At 60.0% G+C, this 16,027-nt stretch carries 17 protein-coding genes; 7 read left to right on the top strand and 10 right to left on the bottom strand.

The features are described from left to right. Positions 1-111 precede the first annotated feature (111 nt). From ACFSM5_RS04060 to ACFSM5_RS04045, 4 genes are read left to right on the top strand one after another with little or no spacing between them, the layout of a single operon-like run. Positions 112-1,917: an extracellular solute-binding protein gene (locus ACFSM5_RS04060; protein WP_379874961.1), complete on the top strand. Its 1,806-nt coding sequence runs from the start codon at positions 112-114 to the stop codon at positions 1,915-1,917. After that, positions 1,917-2,996, top strand: coding sequence for a microcin C ABC transporter permease YejB (locus tag ACFSM5_RS04055; protein ID WP_379874960.1), 1,080 nt, complete (start codon positions 1,917-1,919; stop codon positions 2,994-2,996). The genes ACFSM5_RS04060 and ACFSM5_RS04055 overlap by 1 nt, the downstream gene beginning before the upstream one ends. Continuing rightward, positions 2,989-4,020 (top strand): ABC transporter permease, encoded by a 1,032-nt coding sequence (locus ACFSM5_RS04050; RefSeq protein WP_379874959.1) that lies wholly within the window; start codon positions 2,989-2,991, stop codon positions 4,018-4,020. The genes ACFSM5_RS04055 and ACFSM5_RS04050 overlap by 8 nt, the downstream gene beginning before the upstream one ends. Next, entirely contained in the window at positions 4,017-5,600 is a 1,584-nt protein-coding gene (locus tag ACFSM5_RS04045; RefSeq protein ID WP_379874958.1) for an ABC transporter ATP-binding protein, read from the top strand. Before ACFSM5_RS04050 ends, ACFSM5_RS04045 begins: the two co-directional genes overlap by 4 nt. Here ACFSM5_RS04045 and ACFSM5_RS04040 read toward each other — a convergent pair. The 4 genes from ACFSM5_RS04040 to ACFSM5_RS04025 form a co-directional block, all read right to left on the bottom strand. Further along, a complete protein-coding gene (locus tag ACFSM5_RS04040; protein ID WP_379874957.1) occupies positions 5,590-6,834 on the bottom strand; it encodes an MFS transporter in 1,245 nt (414 codons plus the stop codon). The genes ACFSM5_RS04045 and ACFSM5_RS04040 overlap by 11 nt on opposite strands. Then, entirely contained in the window at positions 6,831-7,196 is a 366-nt protein-coding gene (locus ACFSM5_RS04035; protein WP_379874956.1) for a MarR family transcriptional regulator, read from the bottom strand. Before ACFSM5_RS04035 ends, ACFSM5_RS04040 begins: the two co-directional genes overlap by 4 nt. A gap of 58 nt (positions 7,197-7,254) precedes the next feature. Next, positions 7,255-7,884, bottom strand: a complete 630-nt coding sequence (locus ACFSM5_RS04030) for a TetR/AcrR family transcriptional regulator (protein WP_379874955.1) — start codon at positions 7,882-7,884, stop codon at positions 7,255-7,257. Positions 7,885-8,020: 136 nt separating this feature from the next. Beyond that, positions 8,021-8,569 (bottom strand): c-type cytochrome, encoded by a 549-nt coding sequence (locus tag ACFSM5_RS04025; RefSeq protein WP_379874954.1) that lies wholly within the window; start codon positions 8,567-8,569, stop codon positions 8,021-8,023. Between the two features lie 296 nt (positions 8,570-8,865). On the opposite strand from ACFSM5_RS04025, the gene ACFSM5_RS04020 reads away from it, so the two are divergent. Further along, positions 8,866-9,603: a 3-deoxy-manno-octulosonate cytidylyltransferase gene (locus ACFSM5_RS04020; protein WP_379874953.1), complete on the top strand. Its 738-nt coding sequence runs from the start codon at positions 8,866-8,868 to the stop codon at positions 9,601-9,603. A gap of 18 nt (positions 9,604-9,621) precedes the next feature. Next, complete coding sequence (locus ACFSM5_RS04015; RefSeq protein ID WP_379874952.1) at positions 9,622-10,494, top strand: prephenate dehydratase; 873 nt, start codon at positions 9,622-9,624, stop codon at positions 10,492-10,494. Between the two features lie 3 nt (positions 10,495-10,497). Here the strand turns inward: ACFSM5_RS04015 and ACFSM5_RS04010 are convergent, their stop codons facing one another. After that, positions 10,498-11,421: a LysR substrate-binding domain-containing protein gene (locus ACFSM5_RS04010; protein WP_379874951.1), complete on the bottom strand. Its 924-nt coding sequence runs from the start codon at positions 11,419-11,421 to the stop codon at positions 10,498-10,500. Positions 11,422-11,540: 119 nt separating this feature from the next. Here ACFSM5_RS04010 and ACFSM5_RS04005 point away from each other — a divergent pair, with 119 nt between their 5' ends. Next, positions 11,541-12,149 carry an FMN-dependent NADH-azoreductase gene (locus ACFSM5_RS04005; protein WP_379874950.1) on the top strand — a complete coding sequence of 203 codons (609 nt, stop codon included), beginning with the start codon at positions 11,541-11,543 and terminating at the stop codon, positions 12,147-12,149. On the opposite strand, the gene ACFSM5_RS04000 is transcribed toward ACFSM5_RS04005, so the two are convergent. The 5 genes from ACFSM5_RS04000 to fabI all read right to left on the bottom strand — a co-directional run bounded on the left by ACFSM5_RS04000 (position 12,146) and on the right by fabI (position 15,949). Further along, a complete protein-coding gene (locus ACFSM5_RS04000; protein WP_379874949.1) occupies positions 12,146-12,616 on the bottom strand; it encodes a PAS domain-containing protein in 471 nt (156 codons plus the stop codon). The two genes, ACFSM5_RS04005 and ACFSM5_RS04000, sit on opposite strands and share 4 nt — an antisense overlap. A gap of 182 nt (positions 12,617-12,798) precedes the next feature. Then, entirely contained in the window at positions 12,799-13,326 is a 528-nt protein-coding gene (locus tag ACFSM5_RS03995; RefSeq protein ID WP_379874948.1) for a PAS domain-containing protein, read from the bottom strand. 4 nt (positions 13,327-13,330) lie between these two features. Next, positions 13,331-13,846, bottom strand: a complete 516-nt coding sequence (locus ACFSM5_RS03990; RefSeq protein WP_379874947.1) for a PAS domain-containing protein — start codon at positions 13,844-13,846, stop codon at positions 13,331-13,333. Between the two features lie 141 nt (positions 13,847-13,987). Further along, the gene (gene aroC / locus ACFSM5_RS03985; RefSeq protein WP_379874946.1) at positions 13,988-15,061 is read right to left on the bottom strand and encodes a chorismate synthase; all 1,074 of its coding nucleotides are present in this window, start codon (positions 15,059-15,061) and stop codon (positions 13,988-13,990) included. A gap of 60 nt (positions 15,062-15,121) precedes the next feature. Then, positions 15,122-15,949, bottom strand: coding sequence for an enoyl-ACP reductase FabI (gene fabI / locus ACFSM5_RS03980; RefSeq protein ID WP_379874945.1), 828 nt, complete (start codon positions 15,947-15,949; stop codon positions 15,122-15,124). Between the last annotated feature and the right edge of the window lie 78 nt (positions 15,950-16,027).

Here is a 16,027-nt window from a genome sequence, read left to right as displayed (position 1 = left end):
CGGGTTTGACCACAAACATGCCGGAAAGATGTCGGCTTTTTGTGTGGCACTTTCATCACCGCCCCGTAACATGCGGGAAGGCACCCCAGGCTCAAAGGAGCACCCGACCCAATGCGATTGCCCGCCCTTGCCCTGTTCGCGACCGCAGTCCTGGCGCTTCCCGCCACCGCCGAACCGGTCCATGGCATCGCCATGCACGGCACCCCGAAATATCAGGCAGGCTTTACGCATTTCGATTACGTCAATCCAGACGCTCCCAAAGGGGGGGAGGTTCGTCTGGGTGTTTCCGGGACCTTCGACAGTCTCAATCCTTTCATCCTGGCTGGGAAAAAGGCAGTCGGAGCGGGGCTGACTTTCGACACCCTGGGTCGCCCCTCTGCCGATGAGCCTTTCAGCTATTACGGGTTGATCGCCCAGACCATCGACATCGCACCCGACCGGACGTCGGTCACCTTCGCACTCCGGCCCGAGGCGCGTTTCCATGATGGGTCGCCGATCACAGCCGAAGATGTCGAATTCACCTTTCAGATCCTGCGCGAAAAGGGACTGCCTTTTTTTCGCAGCTACTATGGCGATGTGGTGAAGGTGGATATCGAAGGGCCGCATAAGGTCACCTTCCGTTTCAAGGACGGCAACAACGGTGAACTGCCGCTGATTCTGATGCAGATGCCCATTCTCTCGAAGGCCTATTACTCGAAGAATGCCTTCGATAAGACCTCTCTTGAACCACCGCTCGGCAGCGGTCCCTACAAGATCGCCAGTGTCGACGCAGGCAAAAGCATCGTGCTGTCCCGCGTGCCGGACTATTGGGGCAAGGATCTGCCGGTCAGCCGTGGGCATGCGAATTTCGGCACCCTCCGCTACGAATATTTCCGCGACGACACCATCGCGCTGGAAGCTTTCTTCGCAGGCCAAATCGACTGGCGCCGGGAGACCAGCGCGCTCAGCTGGGCCCAGCGCTACGACAAGCCACCGGTTGCCGATGGGCGAATCAAGAAGGAGGCGTTTGAAACCGAGCAGACTGCAGGCATGCAGGGCTTCGGCATGAATCTGCGCCGCCCGCAGTTCCAGGATCGCGATGTCCGACGTGCCATCATCCTCGCCCTCGACTTCGAATGGTCCAATAAGACGCTGTTCTTCGGGCTCTATAAGCGCACCCGCAGCTTCTTCGACAATTCGGACTTGGGCGCGACCGGCCTGCCATCTCCCGCCGAACTCAAACTGTTGGAGCCCTGGCGCGGCAAAATCCCGGACGAAGTTTTCACGACGGAATATAAACCACCGGTCACGGACGGCAGCGGCAATATCCGCCCGCAACTGCGCGAAGCACTTGCCCTTCTCAAGAAAGCTGGCTGGGAGCCGAAAAACGGCAAGCTGACCAATGCGCAGGGCCAAGAATTCGTGTTCGAAATTCTCCTGGAAAACCCGGCATATGAGCGGATCGCCCTGCCTTTCACCAAAAACCTCGAATTGCTCGGGATCAAAGCAAACGTTCGCGTGGTTGATCCCGCACAATATGAAGAGCGGATGAAGCGCTTCGATTTCGACATGACCGTCGAACTATTCGCGCAGTCGGATTCGCCGGGCAACGAGCAACGTGATTTCTTTGGATCGGCAGCTGCCGATGAACCGGGTGGGCGCAATACATTGGGCATCAAATCTCCTGCCATCGATGCGCTGATCGAACAGGTTATCACCGCCAAATCGCGTGAAGATCTGCAGACGGCCACCAAGGCGCTCGACCGAGTCTTGCAGTGGGGTTACTACACCGTGCCGCACTGGAACCTCGGTAAGGTCTGGGTTGCCCATTGGGACATGTTCGGCCGAACGGACAAACGCATCAAAGCAGGGGTCGATATCAACACCTGGTGGATTGATCCCAAGAAAGCAGCTGCCATAGGCCGTAAAGCCAACTGATGCTCGCCTATATCATCCGACGCCTGTTGCTGATGATCCCGACCCTGTTCGGGATCATGGTGATCAATTTTCTGGTCGTGCAGGCCGCTCCCGGCGGGCCGGTCGAACAGACGATTGCCGCCTTCAAGGGTCGTGATGGCGGCACCCTGGCGCGCATCACCGGCGGCGGCGAACTGATCGGCAATACAAGTGCCGAGGTCGGCAAAGGCGCACGCGGTCTGCGGCCTGAGCTGATCGAAGAGATCAAACGGATGTATGGCTTTGACAGGCCGCCGGTGGAGCGGTTTGTCCGGATGATGAAGAACTATGCGACCTTCGATTTCGGCAAGAGCTTCTTCCGGGATCGTAAAGTCGTGGATCTGGTGATCGACAAGCTACCGGTCTCGATCTCGCTGGGCCTCTGGACGCTGCTGATCAGCTACGGGATCTCCATTCCGCTGGGCATCATGAAGGCCGTACGCGATGGCAGTCGCTTCGATGTCTGGAGTTCGACCGCCATCGTTATCGGCTACTCCATCCCCTCGTTCCTGTTCGCCGTGCTGTTGATCATCCTGTTCGCGGGCGGATCCTACTTTCAGTGGTTCCCATTGAGGGGGCTGGTTTCAAGTGATTTCGCAAGCTTGAGCCTGGGCGGCAAAATCATCGATTATTTCTGGCACATGGCGCTGCCGATCACCGCAATGGTGCTGGGCAGCTTTGCCACCCTGACGCTGCTGACGAAGAACAGTTTCATCGAGGAAATCGGCAAACAATACGTACTGACGGCGCGTGCCAAGGGTTTGACCGAAAACCGCGTGCTCTACCGCCATATCTTCCGCAACGCCATGCTGCTGGTGATCGCAGGTTTCCCAGCCAGCTTCATCGCCCTGATGTTCACGGGATCTGTGCTGATCGAGACGATCTTCTCCCTGGACGGTATCGGATTGCTGGGGTTCGAGGCAGCGGTCAGCCGCGATTATCCGGTGATGTTCGGCACACTTTATGTCTTCACGCTCATCGGTCTGCTTCTGCATCTTCTGGGCGATATCATGTATACGGTCGTCGACCCGCGCATCGATTTCGAGAAGCGCCATGGTTAAGCTCTCGCCCTTGGCCCATAGACGCCTACAAGCTTTCATCGCCAATCGTCGCGGCTATTGGTCGGCAATCCTGTTCACGACGATTTTCATCCTGACCCTGTTCGCCGAACTGATCGCCAACGACCGCCCTCTGCTGGTCAAGACCGACGACGGGCTGTTTTCACCCGTCTTCATCTCCTACGTCGAAACTGATTTCGGCGGCGACTTCCCGACTGAACCAGACTATCGCGACGCTTATTTCGGCGATCTGGTGAAGGAGAAAAACGGCTGGATGCTCTGGCCGCTCATTCCCTTTGCCTTCGATACGGTTTCCAAAGATCTGGGCGGGCAAGCCCCCTCGCGCCCCGACAGCCAGCATTTGCTCGGCACCGACGATCAGGCGCGGGACGTTCTCGCCCGCCTTATCTATGGCTTTCGAATCTCTGTGCTGTTCGGCTTGTGCCTGACTTTGATCAGTTCTGTGATCGGCGTAACGGTTGGCGCTCTACAGGGTTACTACGGCGGCTGGGTCGATCTTGGCATGCAGCGGTTCATCGAGGTCTGGGGCGGGTTGCCTGTGCTCTACCTCCTCATCATCCTCGCGAGTATCGTGACGCCAAACTTCTGGTGGCTACTGGGCCTGATGGTCCTGTTCTCCTGGATGGCGCTTGAAGGGGTTGTCCGGGCCGAGGTGCTGCGGGTGCGTAATTTTGACTATGTGCGGGCTGCCCGCGCACTGGGGGCGGGCGATCTGACCATCCTGCTGCGCCATGTGCTGCCGAACGCCATGGTCGCCACCATCACCTTTGTGCCCTTCATCATGAATTCCTCGATCAGCGTTTTGACCAGCCTCGATTTCCTGGGCTTTGGGCTCCCCCCCGGTTCTCCGTCCCTTGGCGAGCTGCTGGCCCAGGGCAAGAATAACGTTCAAGCCCCCTGGCTGGGTATCACCGGGTTCGCTGTCCTAGCGAGCATGCTGACGCTGCTGGTTTTTGTCGGCGAGGCTGTACGCGACGCCTTCGACCCCAGGCGAGGTCTGCGATGAACGCGCCGCTGCTCGATATTCGCGGTCTCGGAATCCAGTTCGCCGGAGCAACCAACCCCGCAGTCCAGGGGCTGGATCTGCAGATTTCAGCAGGCGAAACCCTGGCCATCGTTGGGGAAAGCGGGTCCGGCAAATCGGTCACCGCGTTGGCTGCCCTGGCTCTGCTGCCTCCCACCGCCAGCATCGAAGGCGCGATCACCCTGGCGGGGGTCAATATGCGCGACGCCCCAGATTCCGAACGGCGTAAAGTGCGCGGCACCAAGGCAGCGATCATTTTTCAGGAGCCGATGACCGCCCTGAACCCGCTCCATACGGTCGAGCAGCAGATCGGTGAAACCCTGACCCTGAAGTATCGCCTGACCGGAGCCGCCCTGAAGGCCAGAATTATCGAACTGCTGACAGAGGTCGGGATCGATAATCCAGAAACGCGCCTACCCTCCTATCCCCATCAACTGTCAGGCGGCCAGCGCCAGCGCGTGATGATCGCGGCAGCCTTGGCGGGCGATCCGGATCTGCTGATCGCGGACGAACCCACCACGGCTATCGATGTCACCTTGCAGGTTCAGATCTTGGCCTTGCTCAAGACCCTTCAGGCCCGTCGGGGAATGGGGCTGCTGCTGATCACCCATGATCTGTCCGTCGTACGACGCATGGCCGACCGTGTGATCGTAATGCAGCGCGGACAGATGGTCGAACAGGGCGCTACGGACGCTATCCTAAGCAACCCGCAGCACGCCTATACCCGCGGCCTTATCGATGCCGAGCCCAACGGCGAGCCGGCCCCTCTCGCGCCCGATGCGGTGACTTTGGTCGAAGCCAAGGAGGTCAAAGTCTGGTTTCCGATCAAGGCTGGCGTGCTGCGCCGAACCGTTGGCCACGTCAAAGGCGTCGACGGCGTTTCGCTGACCCTGAAGGCCGGCGAAACGCTGGGCGTCGTTGGCGAAAGTGGATCGGGGAAAAGCTCGCTCGGTTATGCCCTGGTCGGCTTGCTGGCAGCCGGTGGATCAATCCAGATGGCGGGCGCTGATCTTGGCAAGCTATCCGGCCGCGCCCTGCGCCCTCATCGACGCAACTTCCAGATCGTTTTCCAAGATCCCTTCGGCGCCCTCAACCCCCGCCTGACGGTCGGCGACCTGATCGGCGAAGGCCTGGATCTGCATAAGTTGGAGCCAACGCAAGAGGGGCGCGATGCCCGCATTGTCGCGGCTTTACGCGAAGTCGATCTCGATCCCGAGTTGCGCCACCGCTATCCGCATGAATTCTCAGGTGGGCAGCGCCAGCGCATCGCCATCGCCCGCGCCCTGATCCTGCAGCCGAAGGTGATTGTCCTGGACGAGCCGACATCGGCCTTGGACCGGACCGTTCAGGCCCAGGTGATTGATCTGTTGCGCGACCTCCAGCGTCGGCATGGCATTGCTTACATCTTCATCAGCCACGATCTGGCCGTGGTGCGGGCCATGAGTCACCGCATCCTCGTGATGCGGCATGGCAGAATTGTCGAGGAAGGCCCCGCAGCAAAGGTTTTCGATGCGCCAGAAGCCGACTACACCCGTGAACTGGTGACAGCAGCTAGAGCCTGATCTCCTGCACGCGCCAGCTCAAAGCGCCCGCCAATATCAGTGCAACCGCTGCGGCAACCATTCCTCCAGTGACGCCCAGCCAATAATTCAGCGGGCCGACGAGCAGGGACCCGAGCAAGAGGGAACCCCACATCACCCCGTTCTTAAAGCGGAACGCGGGGCCGATATCGTCGGGCTTCAGAACCGACTGCAAGGCAGTGATCGTGGGTAAATCCTTCATCGGACCGCCAGGAGCTGCAATACAGGCCCCCACTAGCATCACCGGGATAATCCAGTCATTAGGCAGCCATCCCGCGATCCCGATCAGGGTGAAGCCGGTGCCAAGCACAATTGAGCCATACCGATTGATGAGCACAGGCCGCTTGATCGTCATATTGCCGAGCACCAGCGTCCCCAGCACATTTCCCACCCCATAAGCGCCCATGATAGCGCCCAGAGCCCCGGCACCATGGATCCCCAACCAGTCCGGGCGCTGCTCGGCAATCACGATAGGAGCGCCGACCGATAAGCCGGTCACCCAGGTGATATTGATCATCACCTCGAGAAACATCAGCAGAGCAAGCGGGCGATGGCGCAGAACCGCCTTACCGCCGCCGATAACAGCCGCCCAGCCACGCGGAGCTGGCGGCCGGTTCTGCGACACCTGCCGGACCGACCCCGCCACCGCCAGAATTCCAAGGCTGGAGGCGAGATAAAATGCCGGGCTGACGATCAGGACTGCAGCCATGGGCATCAGCGACAGCATAACCCCTGTCAGGGGAGGGCCGACCAGACGGCCAAGACGCGGCACACCGTCAAACAGGGCATTGGCGCTGGTGAGTTCCATCGGATCGCGGGAAAGGCGCGTCACCAGGGTCTGGAGAGTGGGAATGAAGGCGGCGTAGGCCACAGCCACCAGTACGGTCGATATCGCCAGGGGCCAGAAACTGTATATGCCGCTTAGAATGACGGTCAGCGGGATCAGGGCCGCAGCCGCCCGAATGACGCCGGATCCGACAAGTATCCGAAGAGGCGTCTGGCTGTCGAGCCAACCTGCGGCTAGGAAACTGACCAGCATGGCGGCCACGAAACGCGCTGTCGCCAGCGCCGCCACATCGTGCCCCCCGGCCTGCGCGGCCATCCAGGTCAGCGCCAGTTGCAACGCCTCCGAGCCAAGAGCCGAGAAGACATGGGCGATCCAAAGGGAGGCAAGAGGCCCGTACGAAAGGCAGCGGAATAGCGGGGGAGAGGTCACGATGCAGCAGCCGGGGCCTTTGCCAGTTCCGCCGCTGCGGCCGTCACAATATCGGCAAATTCCGACAGATAGACAGATCCGCGCACCGTACGCTGGATCAGGACCGACCGCCGATCATCGGGGTCCGTTTTGCGTTTGGCCAGTCCAAATTCCGACAAGCGGTCGACCGCGCGGGTAATCGCAGGCTTGGAGATATTGAGCTGCAAGGCAAGACCACGGACGGTGTGGGGAGGCGGCGTGGTGTAGACGATCAGGAGAACTGCCAATTGCCGTGCCGTCAGATCCGGCGCCTCGCGTCGAACCGCCTCGATGGTTGCACGCCGCCAAAGATCGAGCGCGGAGCCTGTCTTAAGATCTACCATCGAAACACCGCCCTTCGTTTCGCAGTCGTTACAATCTGCAAGAAGAGCCACACCTTGTCTAGGCTAGTAATCCGCGAATAAGGGTGTCGAGTTGCAGGCGGATCAAGACGTCATGCTGCGAATGCAAGGCGCGAGAGGATCGGATAACCATCGCGGTCAACCCATGCACCGACGCCCAGAGCATTTCGGCAGCAGCAATCGCGTCGACAGGACGAAAACGCCCCGCTTCAATACAGGCATCCACCGCGCCCCGCAGAAGCCGGAAAGCCTGTTCGGACAGGATGTTCGTATCGCCTGGTTCCGGCGCATGCTGACTGGCCGTGACGCGCGTGTCGGGCGGCAGGCGCATAAACACGACACGATAATGATCAGGATGATCGAGGCCAAACCGCACATAGATTTCAAGGCCGCGCCGTAGCCGCTCCACCGGATCGCCAACCGGTTCGGCGACCTCAGCCAGATCGGCCCAGAGGATCGAGAAGGTCTCCTCCATGAGATGGAAAACCAGTTCGTCCTTATTCTTGAAATAAAGATAGAGCGTGGTCGGGGTGACATTCAGACGAGATGCAATGTTCCGCATCGAGGTCTTGTCATAACCCTGAGTTAACAACAAGTCGCGGGCAACGTTCAGAATTTCTGTCCGGCGATCGTTCCCTTTTTGAGTCGCACCCGCTTCGATCATCGCCATTCCCGAAATGCCTTCCCCCCAGAACCCGGCTTAACACCGATCTTATGTCGGTACTATAGGCGAGGGATCGCAAAACGAGAAGGGCCGGAAGGAGAACACTCCTTCCGGCCCTTCAAGCTCCGAATAATTCGGATTTTTACGGCAGCGGAACCGGGCTGTCCGCCAGGCTGCGCAGATAAGCGATCAGATTGGCGCGCTCCTCGGCCTTGCGCAGACCAGCAAACGCCATCTTGGTGCCCGGTGCATAGGCCTTGGGGTTGGCGATGAAGTGGCTGATCTCTTCGTAATCCCACGGCTTGGCGCTCATGCCTTTGAGGGCATCCGAATAAGCAAAACCCTCAGCATGGCCATGCTTCGCGCCAACGATGCCCCAGAGGTTCGGACCAACGCGGTTTGCGCCGCCCTTGTCAAACGTATGGCAGGCGGTGCAGCGCTTGGCGATTGCTTCGCCGGCCTTGGGGTCGGCGGACGCCAGCAGCGGGCCGATGGGTTCGATAGCGGCGGCGGCCGGTTCAGCGGCAGCGGCGGCAGTCTGCGTGCCCTCAGCGGCTTCGATGCCGATGACGTTCTTTTCGGGCGTGTGCGGCTTCACGAGCCCACGGCCGACGAAACCGGCACCCATCGCAACGATACCAGCGGTCAGAACCGCGGCGGCGACCTTATTAAACTCGAAGCTGGCAGACATGTTATTCCTTCGTCCGTACGCACCCTTCCGACGCCCCGCCGAGCCTGTGGCCGCAGCAGGTGCGGCGACAAAATACCGAGTTCAGGGGCCGCTGTCCAATATCGCCGGACATCGTTGCACCAAAAAGCGACTGATCTTTAGGATTTTTAGATAGGCAGTAAGCCCTTAAGATGCCTAAAGTTCGCTCTCCTAAGCCTGCCGGGCCGCTGGATTCGGCCCTTTGCGGCCGAATGTCGCGCCGGTGAAGGTCTCACGCATAAACACCAAGAAGGTCCGTCAAGGGAACGCCCGTCGCCATGAATCCGCTGATCGTCATTCCGTCCCGTATGAAAGCGACCCGCCTCCCCAACAAGCCGCTGGCCTTGATCGCCGGCGAGCCGATGATCCTGCATGTCTGGCGTCGCGCCGTCGCAGCGGGTGTCGGGCCAGTGGTTGTCGCTTGCGGCGATCAGGAGATTTTCGACGTCATCACCGCCAGCGGTGGCAGCGCCGTCATGACGGACCCCGACCTGCCCTCGGGTTCCGATCGTGTCTATGCCGCCGTGACCACCGTCGACCCTGACCGGGATTTCGACGTCATCGTCAACGTGCAGGGCGACCTTCCGACCCTGGAGCCGACGGTTCTTCAAAAGGTGCTGGCGCCGCTGGAAAACCCCGCAGTCGACATTGCGACCCTGGCCAATGCCATTCATGACGAACAGGAAGCTCAGGAAAAGTCGGTCGTGAAGATTGCCCTGGCCCTGAAAGACGGCGAGACCATCGGCCGTGCGCTCTATTTCAGCCGCGCCGCGATTCCGACAGGCGATATCCAGCGTTGGCACCATATCGGGATCTATGCCTATCGCCGCGCCAGCCTGGAGCGGTTCGTCGGCCTGCCCGTGCATCCGCTGGAAAAATCCGAAAGCCTCGAACAGCTGCGCGCGCTGGCCGACGATATGCGCATCGACTGTGCCGTCGTGCATACCACGCCGTTTGGCGTCGATACGCCCGCCGACCTCGAAAAAGCCCGCACCCTCATCCATAAAACCAACTGACCTGAGACTGATCTTCAAATGGCATCGCTTGAGCTTATCCGTCGCGTATCCTTCCTAGGCCCGGCTGGGACCAATTCGGATCTTGCGGCACAGAGCGTATTTCCCGGCGCAAGCGGGCTGCCCTGCAAAAGCTTTGAAGAAGCCATCTCTGCCGTTTTGGAAGGCGAAGCCGACCGAGCCCTGATCCCTATCGAAAACTCGATTGCCGGGCGCGTTGCAGACGTCCATCACCTGATGCCGAAGTCGGGCCTGCATATCGTAGGCGAGCATTTCGAGCGCATCAGCCACAATCTGCTGGTGGTTCCGGGCACCAAGCTGTCGGATATCAAGCGTGTGCATAGCCACGCCCAGGCCCTAGGTCAGTGCCGCAATTTCATCCGCAGCCATTCCTTCGAGGCCGCGACCGAGAATGACACCGCCGGTGCCGCTAAATTGGTAGCTGAACGCGGCGACAAATCGAGTGCTGCCATTGCCTCCACCCGCGCGGCGGACCTCTATGGCCTGGAGATCCTGAAGGCGGATATCGAGGACGAACACAACAACACGACCCGCTTCCTCGTCCTGTCCCGTGTGGCTGAAGTGCCGGATGTCGATGAGGGCGATTGCATCACCACTTTCGTGTTCCGTGTCCGCTCCACCCCCGCAGCGCTCTATAAGGCCATGGGCGGTTTTGCGACCAACGGCATCAACCTCACCAAGCTCGAAAGCTACATGGTCGGCGGCACCTTCGTCGCCGCCCAGTTCTATGCCGATGCCGAAGGCCATCCCGATCAGCGGCCGATGCGTCTGGCGCTTGAGGAACTGCGATTCTTCTCCCGCGAGGTCAAGGTGCTGGGCGTCTATCCGGCCAATCCGTTTCGCCAGAGCGGTATCATGAATCAGGCCGACTGACGGTCAGTACTTGCCCGTGGATTCCGGCCGACCGAATTCCTCCGCCAAATAGTCGATGAACAGCCGTACAGCCGGCGCCTGTCCACGCCGGGACGGAAAAGCCGCCTGAAGCATCGCTTTGGGCGGCGACCAACCCGGCAGGATGGTCTCCAGCCGTCCGGCAGCGATATCTTCGGCAACCATGAACATCGGCAGCGAGGCAGCCCCAATCCCCGCCAGCGCACAATCACGCAAGGTAACCATGTCGTCTGTCACTAGGCGGGGTTGATACGGCAGCGATAATCTCTCGCCATCCTGGGCCACAAGATCCCAGGCGAAGTTTCCAGTCGCCTTGGTCATGGCCAAGGCATCGAGAGCCTGAAGGTCGGCGGGCCGGGCCGGCCTACCCTGGCGGTTCAGAAGCGCGGGACTTGCAACGAGCACCCCCCCACCCTCCCCCAGATTGCGGACAATGAGGTCCTCCTCTTCAAAAGGCGGGATGCGGACCCGCAAAGCCACATCAATCCCCTCGGCAATCACATCCACCCGGCGATTGACCGCTTCGACATCAATACGAACCTTGGGATAGCGCAGCAGAAAGTCGCGGATCATCAAACTGACCCGCATATGCAGCAGCGAGATCGGCGCGCTGACCCTCAGTACACCCTGGGGTTCGGATCTGGCGTTATCGACAACATCCTGCGCCGCCTGAGCCTCCATCTGCATGGCGACGCAGTGCCGGTAGAAATCGCGGCCGATATCGGTGATGGAGAATTTGCGGGTCGAACGCTGCAGCAGCCGCACCCCAAGCCGTTCTTCCAGCAAGGCTACACGGCGGCTCAGCTTCGATTTGGGCAGATTGAGGCGGCGTCCCGCCGCAGCAAACCCGCCGCATTCCACCACCTGGGCGAAATAGAAAAGGTCATTGAGATCCTGCGGCACACTCATAACCATTGTCCCAGCCATAGAACGAATAGTCCGAATTATGCCGCCTACCGCATCGATTGTCGCGAAATTAACTTGATCGGGACAGGGCGATCCGCCCAACCCCTTCGAGGATCAGAATCATGAATATCCTGCATGTGGACTCGAGCCCGCTCGGTCAGAACTCCGTCAGCCGCGTCGTTTCCGCCAAGATCGTCGCGGAGCTGCAAGCAGCCCATCAGGGCGCCAAAGTCTCCCCCCGCGATCTCGCCGTCACAACGCCCAATCATCTGACGGGCGAGATGCTCTTTGCCGCTGCCGATCAGGATCTGGCGCCAGAACTCAAAGCCGAACTGGCTTTCAGCGACGAACTGATCGATGAGTTTCTGGCCGCCGACATCATCGTGGTGGGCGCGCCGATGTATAATTTCAGCGTCCCGAGCCAGCTCAAGGCCTGGATCGACCGCATCGCCAAGGCCGGTCGCACCTTCCGCTATACGGAGAACGGCCCGGAAGGCCTCGCCAAGGGTAAACGGGTGATCGTCGCTTCCTCGCGCGGCGGCATCTATTCGGAAGGCCCGGCAGCTGCGATGGACCATCAGGAAGCCTATCTGAAGGCCGTGTTCGCCTTCCTCGGCGTCTCCAGCGTCGAAATTGTACGTGCCGAGGGCATTGCCCTAGCTCCAGACGCCCGCGAAAAGGCTATCGCCAAAGCCGGTGCCGACGCGCAGAAACTCGCGGTTGCAGCCTAAGTCCTGTTCGCCTTTGCGGCGCAGGTCATGAGATCTGTCACGGTCTCGCCATCGGAGGAGAGGGGAAGGATCAGCCGGTCATAGGCATAAGCCTCCTGCTGACCTTCCTCACCGATGGAATTGGATATCTGGTCAAGTCTCGGCGCCCGCGACTCCACCACTTCCTGATAGTGGCGGCGCATCATATCGAGGTAACCTGCCTCTGGAATAACCTCGCCGATCAGCCGTCCGGTCGGCGGCGCCAGTGTCGCCATCCGTTGCAGGCTGCCAAAAAGCCGGAAGCGGAAATCGAGCGATCCGTCCGGCTGCACCTCGACCGCCAGAAGATTGGTAGATCCCCGCAGGATCAGCGGCAGGTCGGGTAGGCCTAGCGAACGGCGCGCAGGCAGTCGCCCCTCCTCGGAGCGGGCACTCCAAAGACCGTAAAGCTCGGCAAAATGACGATTCAGATCCTCGGGAACGCGCATCGACCGGCTTTCCTGGAACCGGAAACGGTGACTTTCCCGTTGCAGGCTCGACATATCTGGATCAGCCGAACACCGCGCGGAACACAATCATCAGCACGACCACATGCCCTTCCTAATTTCCTGTCTTCTGGATGTGAGGATTATACATATCGGGTTAGGCAGCACCAGTTGATCCGCCCCCATCACAGAGATAGATCGGGCGTGTGGATTGAGCAGGTCATGAGGTCGCTCACGGTCTTACCATCGAGAGACAAGGGCAAGATCAGGCGATCATAGGAATAGATCTCCCGATTCCCCTCAAAACCGATCGAACTGGAGATGCGGTCGAGCCGAGGTAGGCCCGACGTCACCACCGCCGTATAATGCTCCCGCATCATGGCGAGAAAACCATCGTTCGGAATAACCTCGCCGATCAGTCGCCCCGTAGGCGGCGCCAGTGTCGCCATCCGATGCAGACTGCCAAAAAGCCGATAGCGGAAATCATAGCCATCGTCCGCAGGCTCGACCGTGATCAGATTGGTCACCCCGCGCAAACCGGGCGGCAGGTCTGGCAGGTCGATTGACCGGCGGCCAGGGATTTTGCCAGCGGCCGCATGGCTACGCCAAACGTCGTAAAGCGCGGCAAAATCAGGCTCGAAATCATCGGGCAGGCGTAACGGCTGGCTTTTGAGAAAGCGATAGCTGCGGCTCTGACGTTGGAACCCCGTCATGGAACTAGCCCGCCAATGTGCGGGACATCACCATCAAGACCACCACTCGCCCCTCCTCGTCCCCCAATGGCAAGATCAGGCGATTATAAACATACGGTCGCCCCGTATCAGGATGATCCAACATCCCTTCATAAAGATGAAGACAGGGACTTTTTGAGCGAACGACATCCGAATAATCGGACAGAATGATCTCTTCGTAGCCGTCGCCGAATCCCATCTCGGTCATCAGCCGCCCTTCGGGACGCTCGGGCGTTTGCACGGGGATAGCAGTGCCATAGAGGCGTACCCGGAACTGCAACTGGTCGTCCGGTTCATATTCCACATCGATGAGATGGGTCATCCCGACCAGCTTCAACGGCAGGTCGGTCACCAGGATGCTGCGACGGACGGGCAAAGCCCCCAAGCCCCGACGATCCCGCCAGAGGTTCAGCGCCGCCGCCAAAGGTTCGGGCGCGTCTTCAAGTTCCAGCAAGGTGGATTTCTTGAAAAAATAATGGGCTTTGGCATCAAATGAGCTCATGACCCCTCGCCAGCTCGCTGCGCCATATCACGGCATGCCCAAGCTTTGCCGCAACAGGATCTATGTAACACATAGCGCCCTGGTCCGGGGGAGGATTCGTTCAAAATGCGGTATTGGGATGCCGAATACGCAGAACGGAAGTTAGCCGACCTGAGCGCGATGCCGCATCATCTGATCTGCCAGTACTACCGCCAGCATCGCCTCTCCCACCGGCACCGCGCGGATGCCGACACAGGGGTCATGGCGCCCTTTGGTGATGAGATCGACTTCCTCACCCGTCGCCGTGATCGTCTGACGGGGGGTGAGGATTGACGAAGTCGGCTTCACTGCAAAGCGGACGACGATATCCTGACCGGTCGAAATGCCGCCCAGAATGCCACCAGCATGGTTCGAGAGGAACCGCGGCTTGCCGTCATTACCCGCGCGCATTTCATCGGCATTCTCTTCACCGCTCAACGCAGCAGCGGCAAACCCATCGCCGATCTCAACGCCCTTCACCGCGTTGATGGTCATCATCGCGCAAGCGATATCGCTGTCGAGCTTGTCATAGATCGGATCGCCCCAGCCTGCCGGAACGCCGGAGACAATCACCTCGATCACTGCGCCGCAGGATGAGCCCGCCTTGCGCACACCATCCAGGTAGTTTGCCCATTCTTCCGCCGCGACCGGATCGGGACAGAAGAAGGGGTTGTTGCCAACCTGATCCCAATCCCAGCGGGAGCGATCGATCTTATGGGGACCCATCTGAACCAAGGCGCCCCGGATAACGACATCTTCCCCCAAAATCCGCCGGGCGATGGCACCCGCTGCCACACGAGCTGCGGTTTCGCGGGCACTGGAGCGCCCCCCGCCGCGATAATCGCGAATGCCGTATTTGGCGTCATAGGCATAATCGGCATGGCCCGGTCGATAACGCTGGGCGATATCGCCATAGTCCTTCGATCGCTGATCGGTGTTTTCGATCATCAGGGAAATCGGCGTGCCGGTGGTCATCCCCTCGAAAACGCCCGAGAGGATCTTCACCTGATCGGCTTCCTGCCGCTGGGTCGTATAGCGCGACTGGCCGGGCTTGCGCTTGTCGAGGAAGGGTTGGATCCACTCCTCGCTCATGGCCAAGCGCGGCGGCACCCCATCGACGACGACCCCCAAGGCCGGCCCGTGGCTTTCGCCCCAGGTGGTGAAGCGGAAGACGCTTCCAAAACTATTCCCGGCCATGGGAGTGATCCTTAGAGCAAAAGCCTCAAGTAGGCCAAAGGCCGATAGGCAGCAAGACCGCTAGTCGTCTTTGGCGACGGAGATGTCGGGCGCGTCCACGGCCTTCATGCCGACGACGTGATAGCCGCTGTCCACATGGTGGGTTTCGCCGGTGACGCCGGACGAGAGGTTGGACAGCAGATAGAGACCAGCACCGCCGCAATCTTCCAGCGTCGTATTCCGACGCAGAGGCGAATTATACTGGTTCCACTTCAGGATATAGCGGAAGTCGCCAATACCGCTGGCGGCCAGGGTCTTGATGGGGCCGGCCGAGATCGCATTGACGCGGATGTTCTGCGCGCCCAGATCAGCTGCCAGATATCGCACCGATGCTTCCAGGGCGGCCTTTGCAACACCCATGACATTATAATGCGGCATCACACGTTCGGCGCCGTAATAGGTCATGGTCACGAGGCTACCGCCGTCGGTCATCAGCGTCGAAGCGCGCTTAGCGACGGCCGTGAAGGAATAGCAGGAGATATCCATGGTGCGCAGGAAGTTGTCGCGGCTGGTGTCGACATACTTGCCCTTCAGCTCGTTCTTGTCCGAGAAGCCGATGGCGTGCAGCAGGAAGTCGAGCTTGCCCCACTTCTTTTCCAGCGTGGCGAAGACGGCATCAACCGAATCCATATCGGTCACATCGCAGGGCAGTACCAGATCCTCGGGGGTACCGAGCGAACTTGCCAGCGGACGGACGCGCTTTTCCAGGGCTTCACCCTGATAGGTGAAGGCCAATTCTGCACCTTGGGCGGCCACGGCCTGGGCAATACCCCAGGCGATCGACTTATCGTTGGCGACACCCATAATGAGGCCGCGCTTGCCAGCCATCAGCGGCGCAAGATTGGTCATGAATGAAACTCTCCCGAACAGGCATTTTTTTTAAGCGCGGCATCCTAGCCGCGAGAATCCGCCCTGCCAAGGCTTTGA

The sequence above is a fragment of the Lacibacterium aquatile genome (assembly GCF_042683105.1).
GTDB classification, from domain to species: Bacteria; Pseudomonadota; Alphaproteobacteria; order Elsterales; family Elsteraceae; genus Lacibacterium; species Lacibacterium aquatile.
The sequence above is the reverse complement of the archived record's forward strand: the minus strand, read 5'-3'. Positions and strand labels throughout refer to the sequence as shown.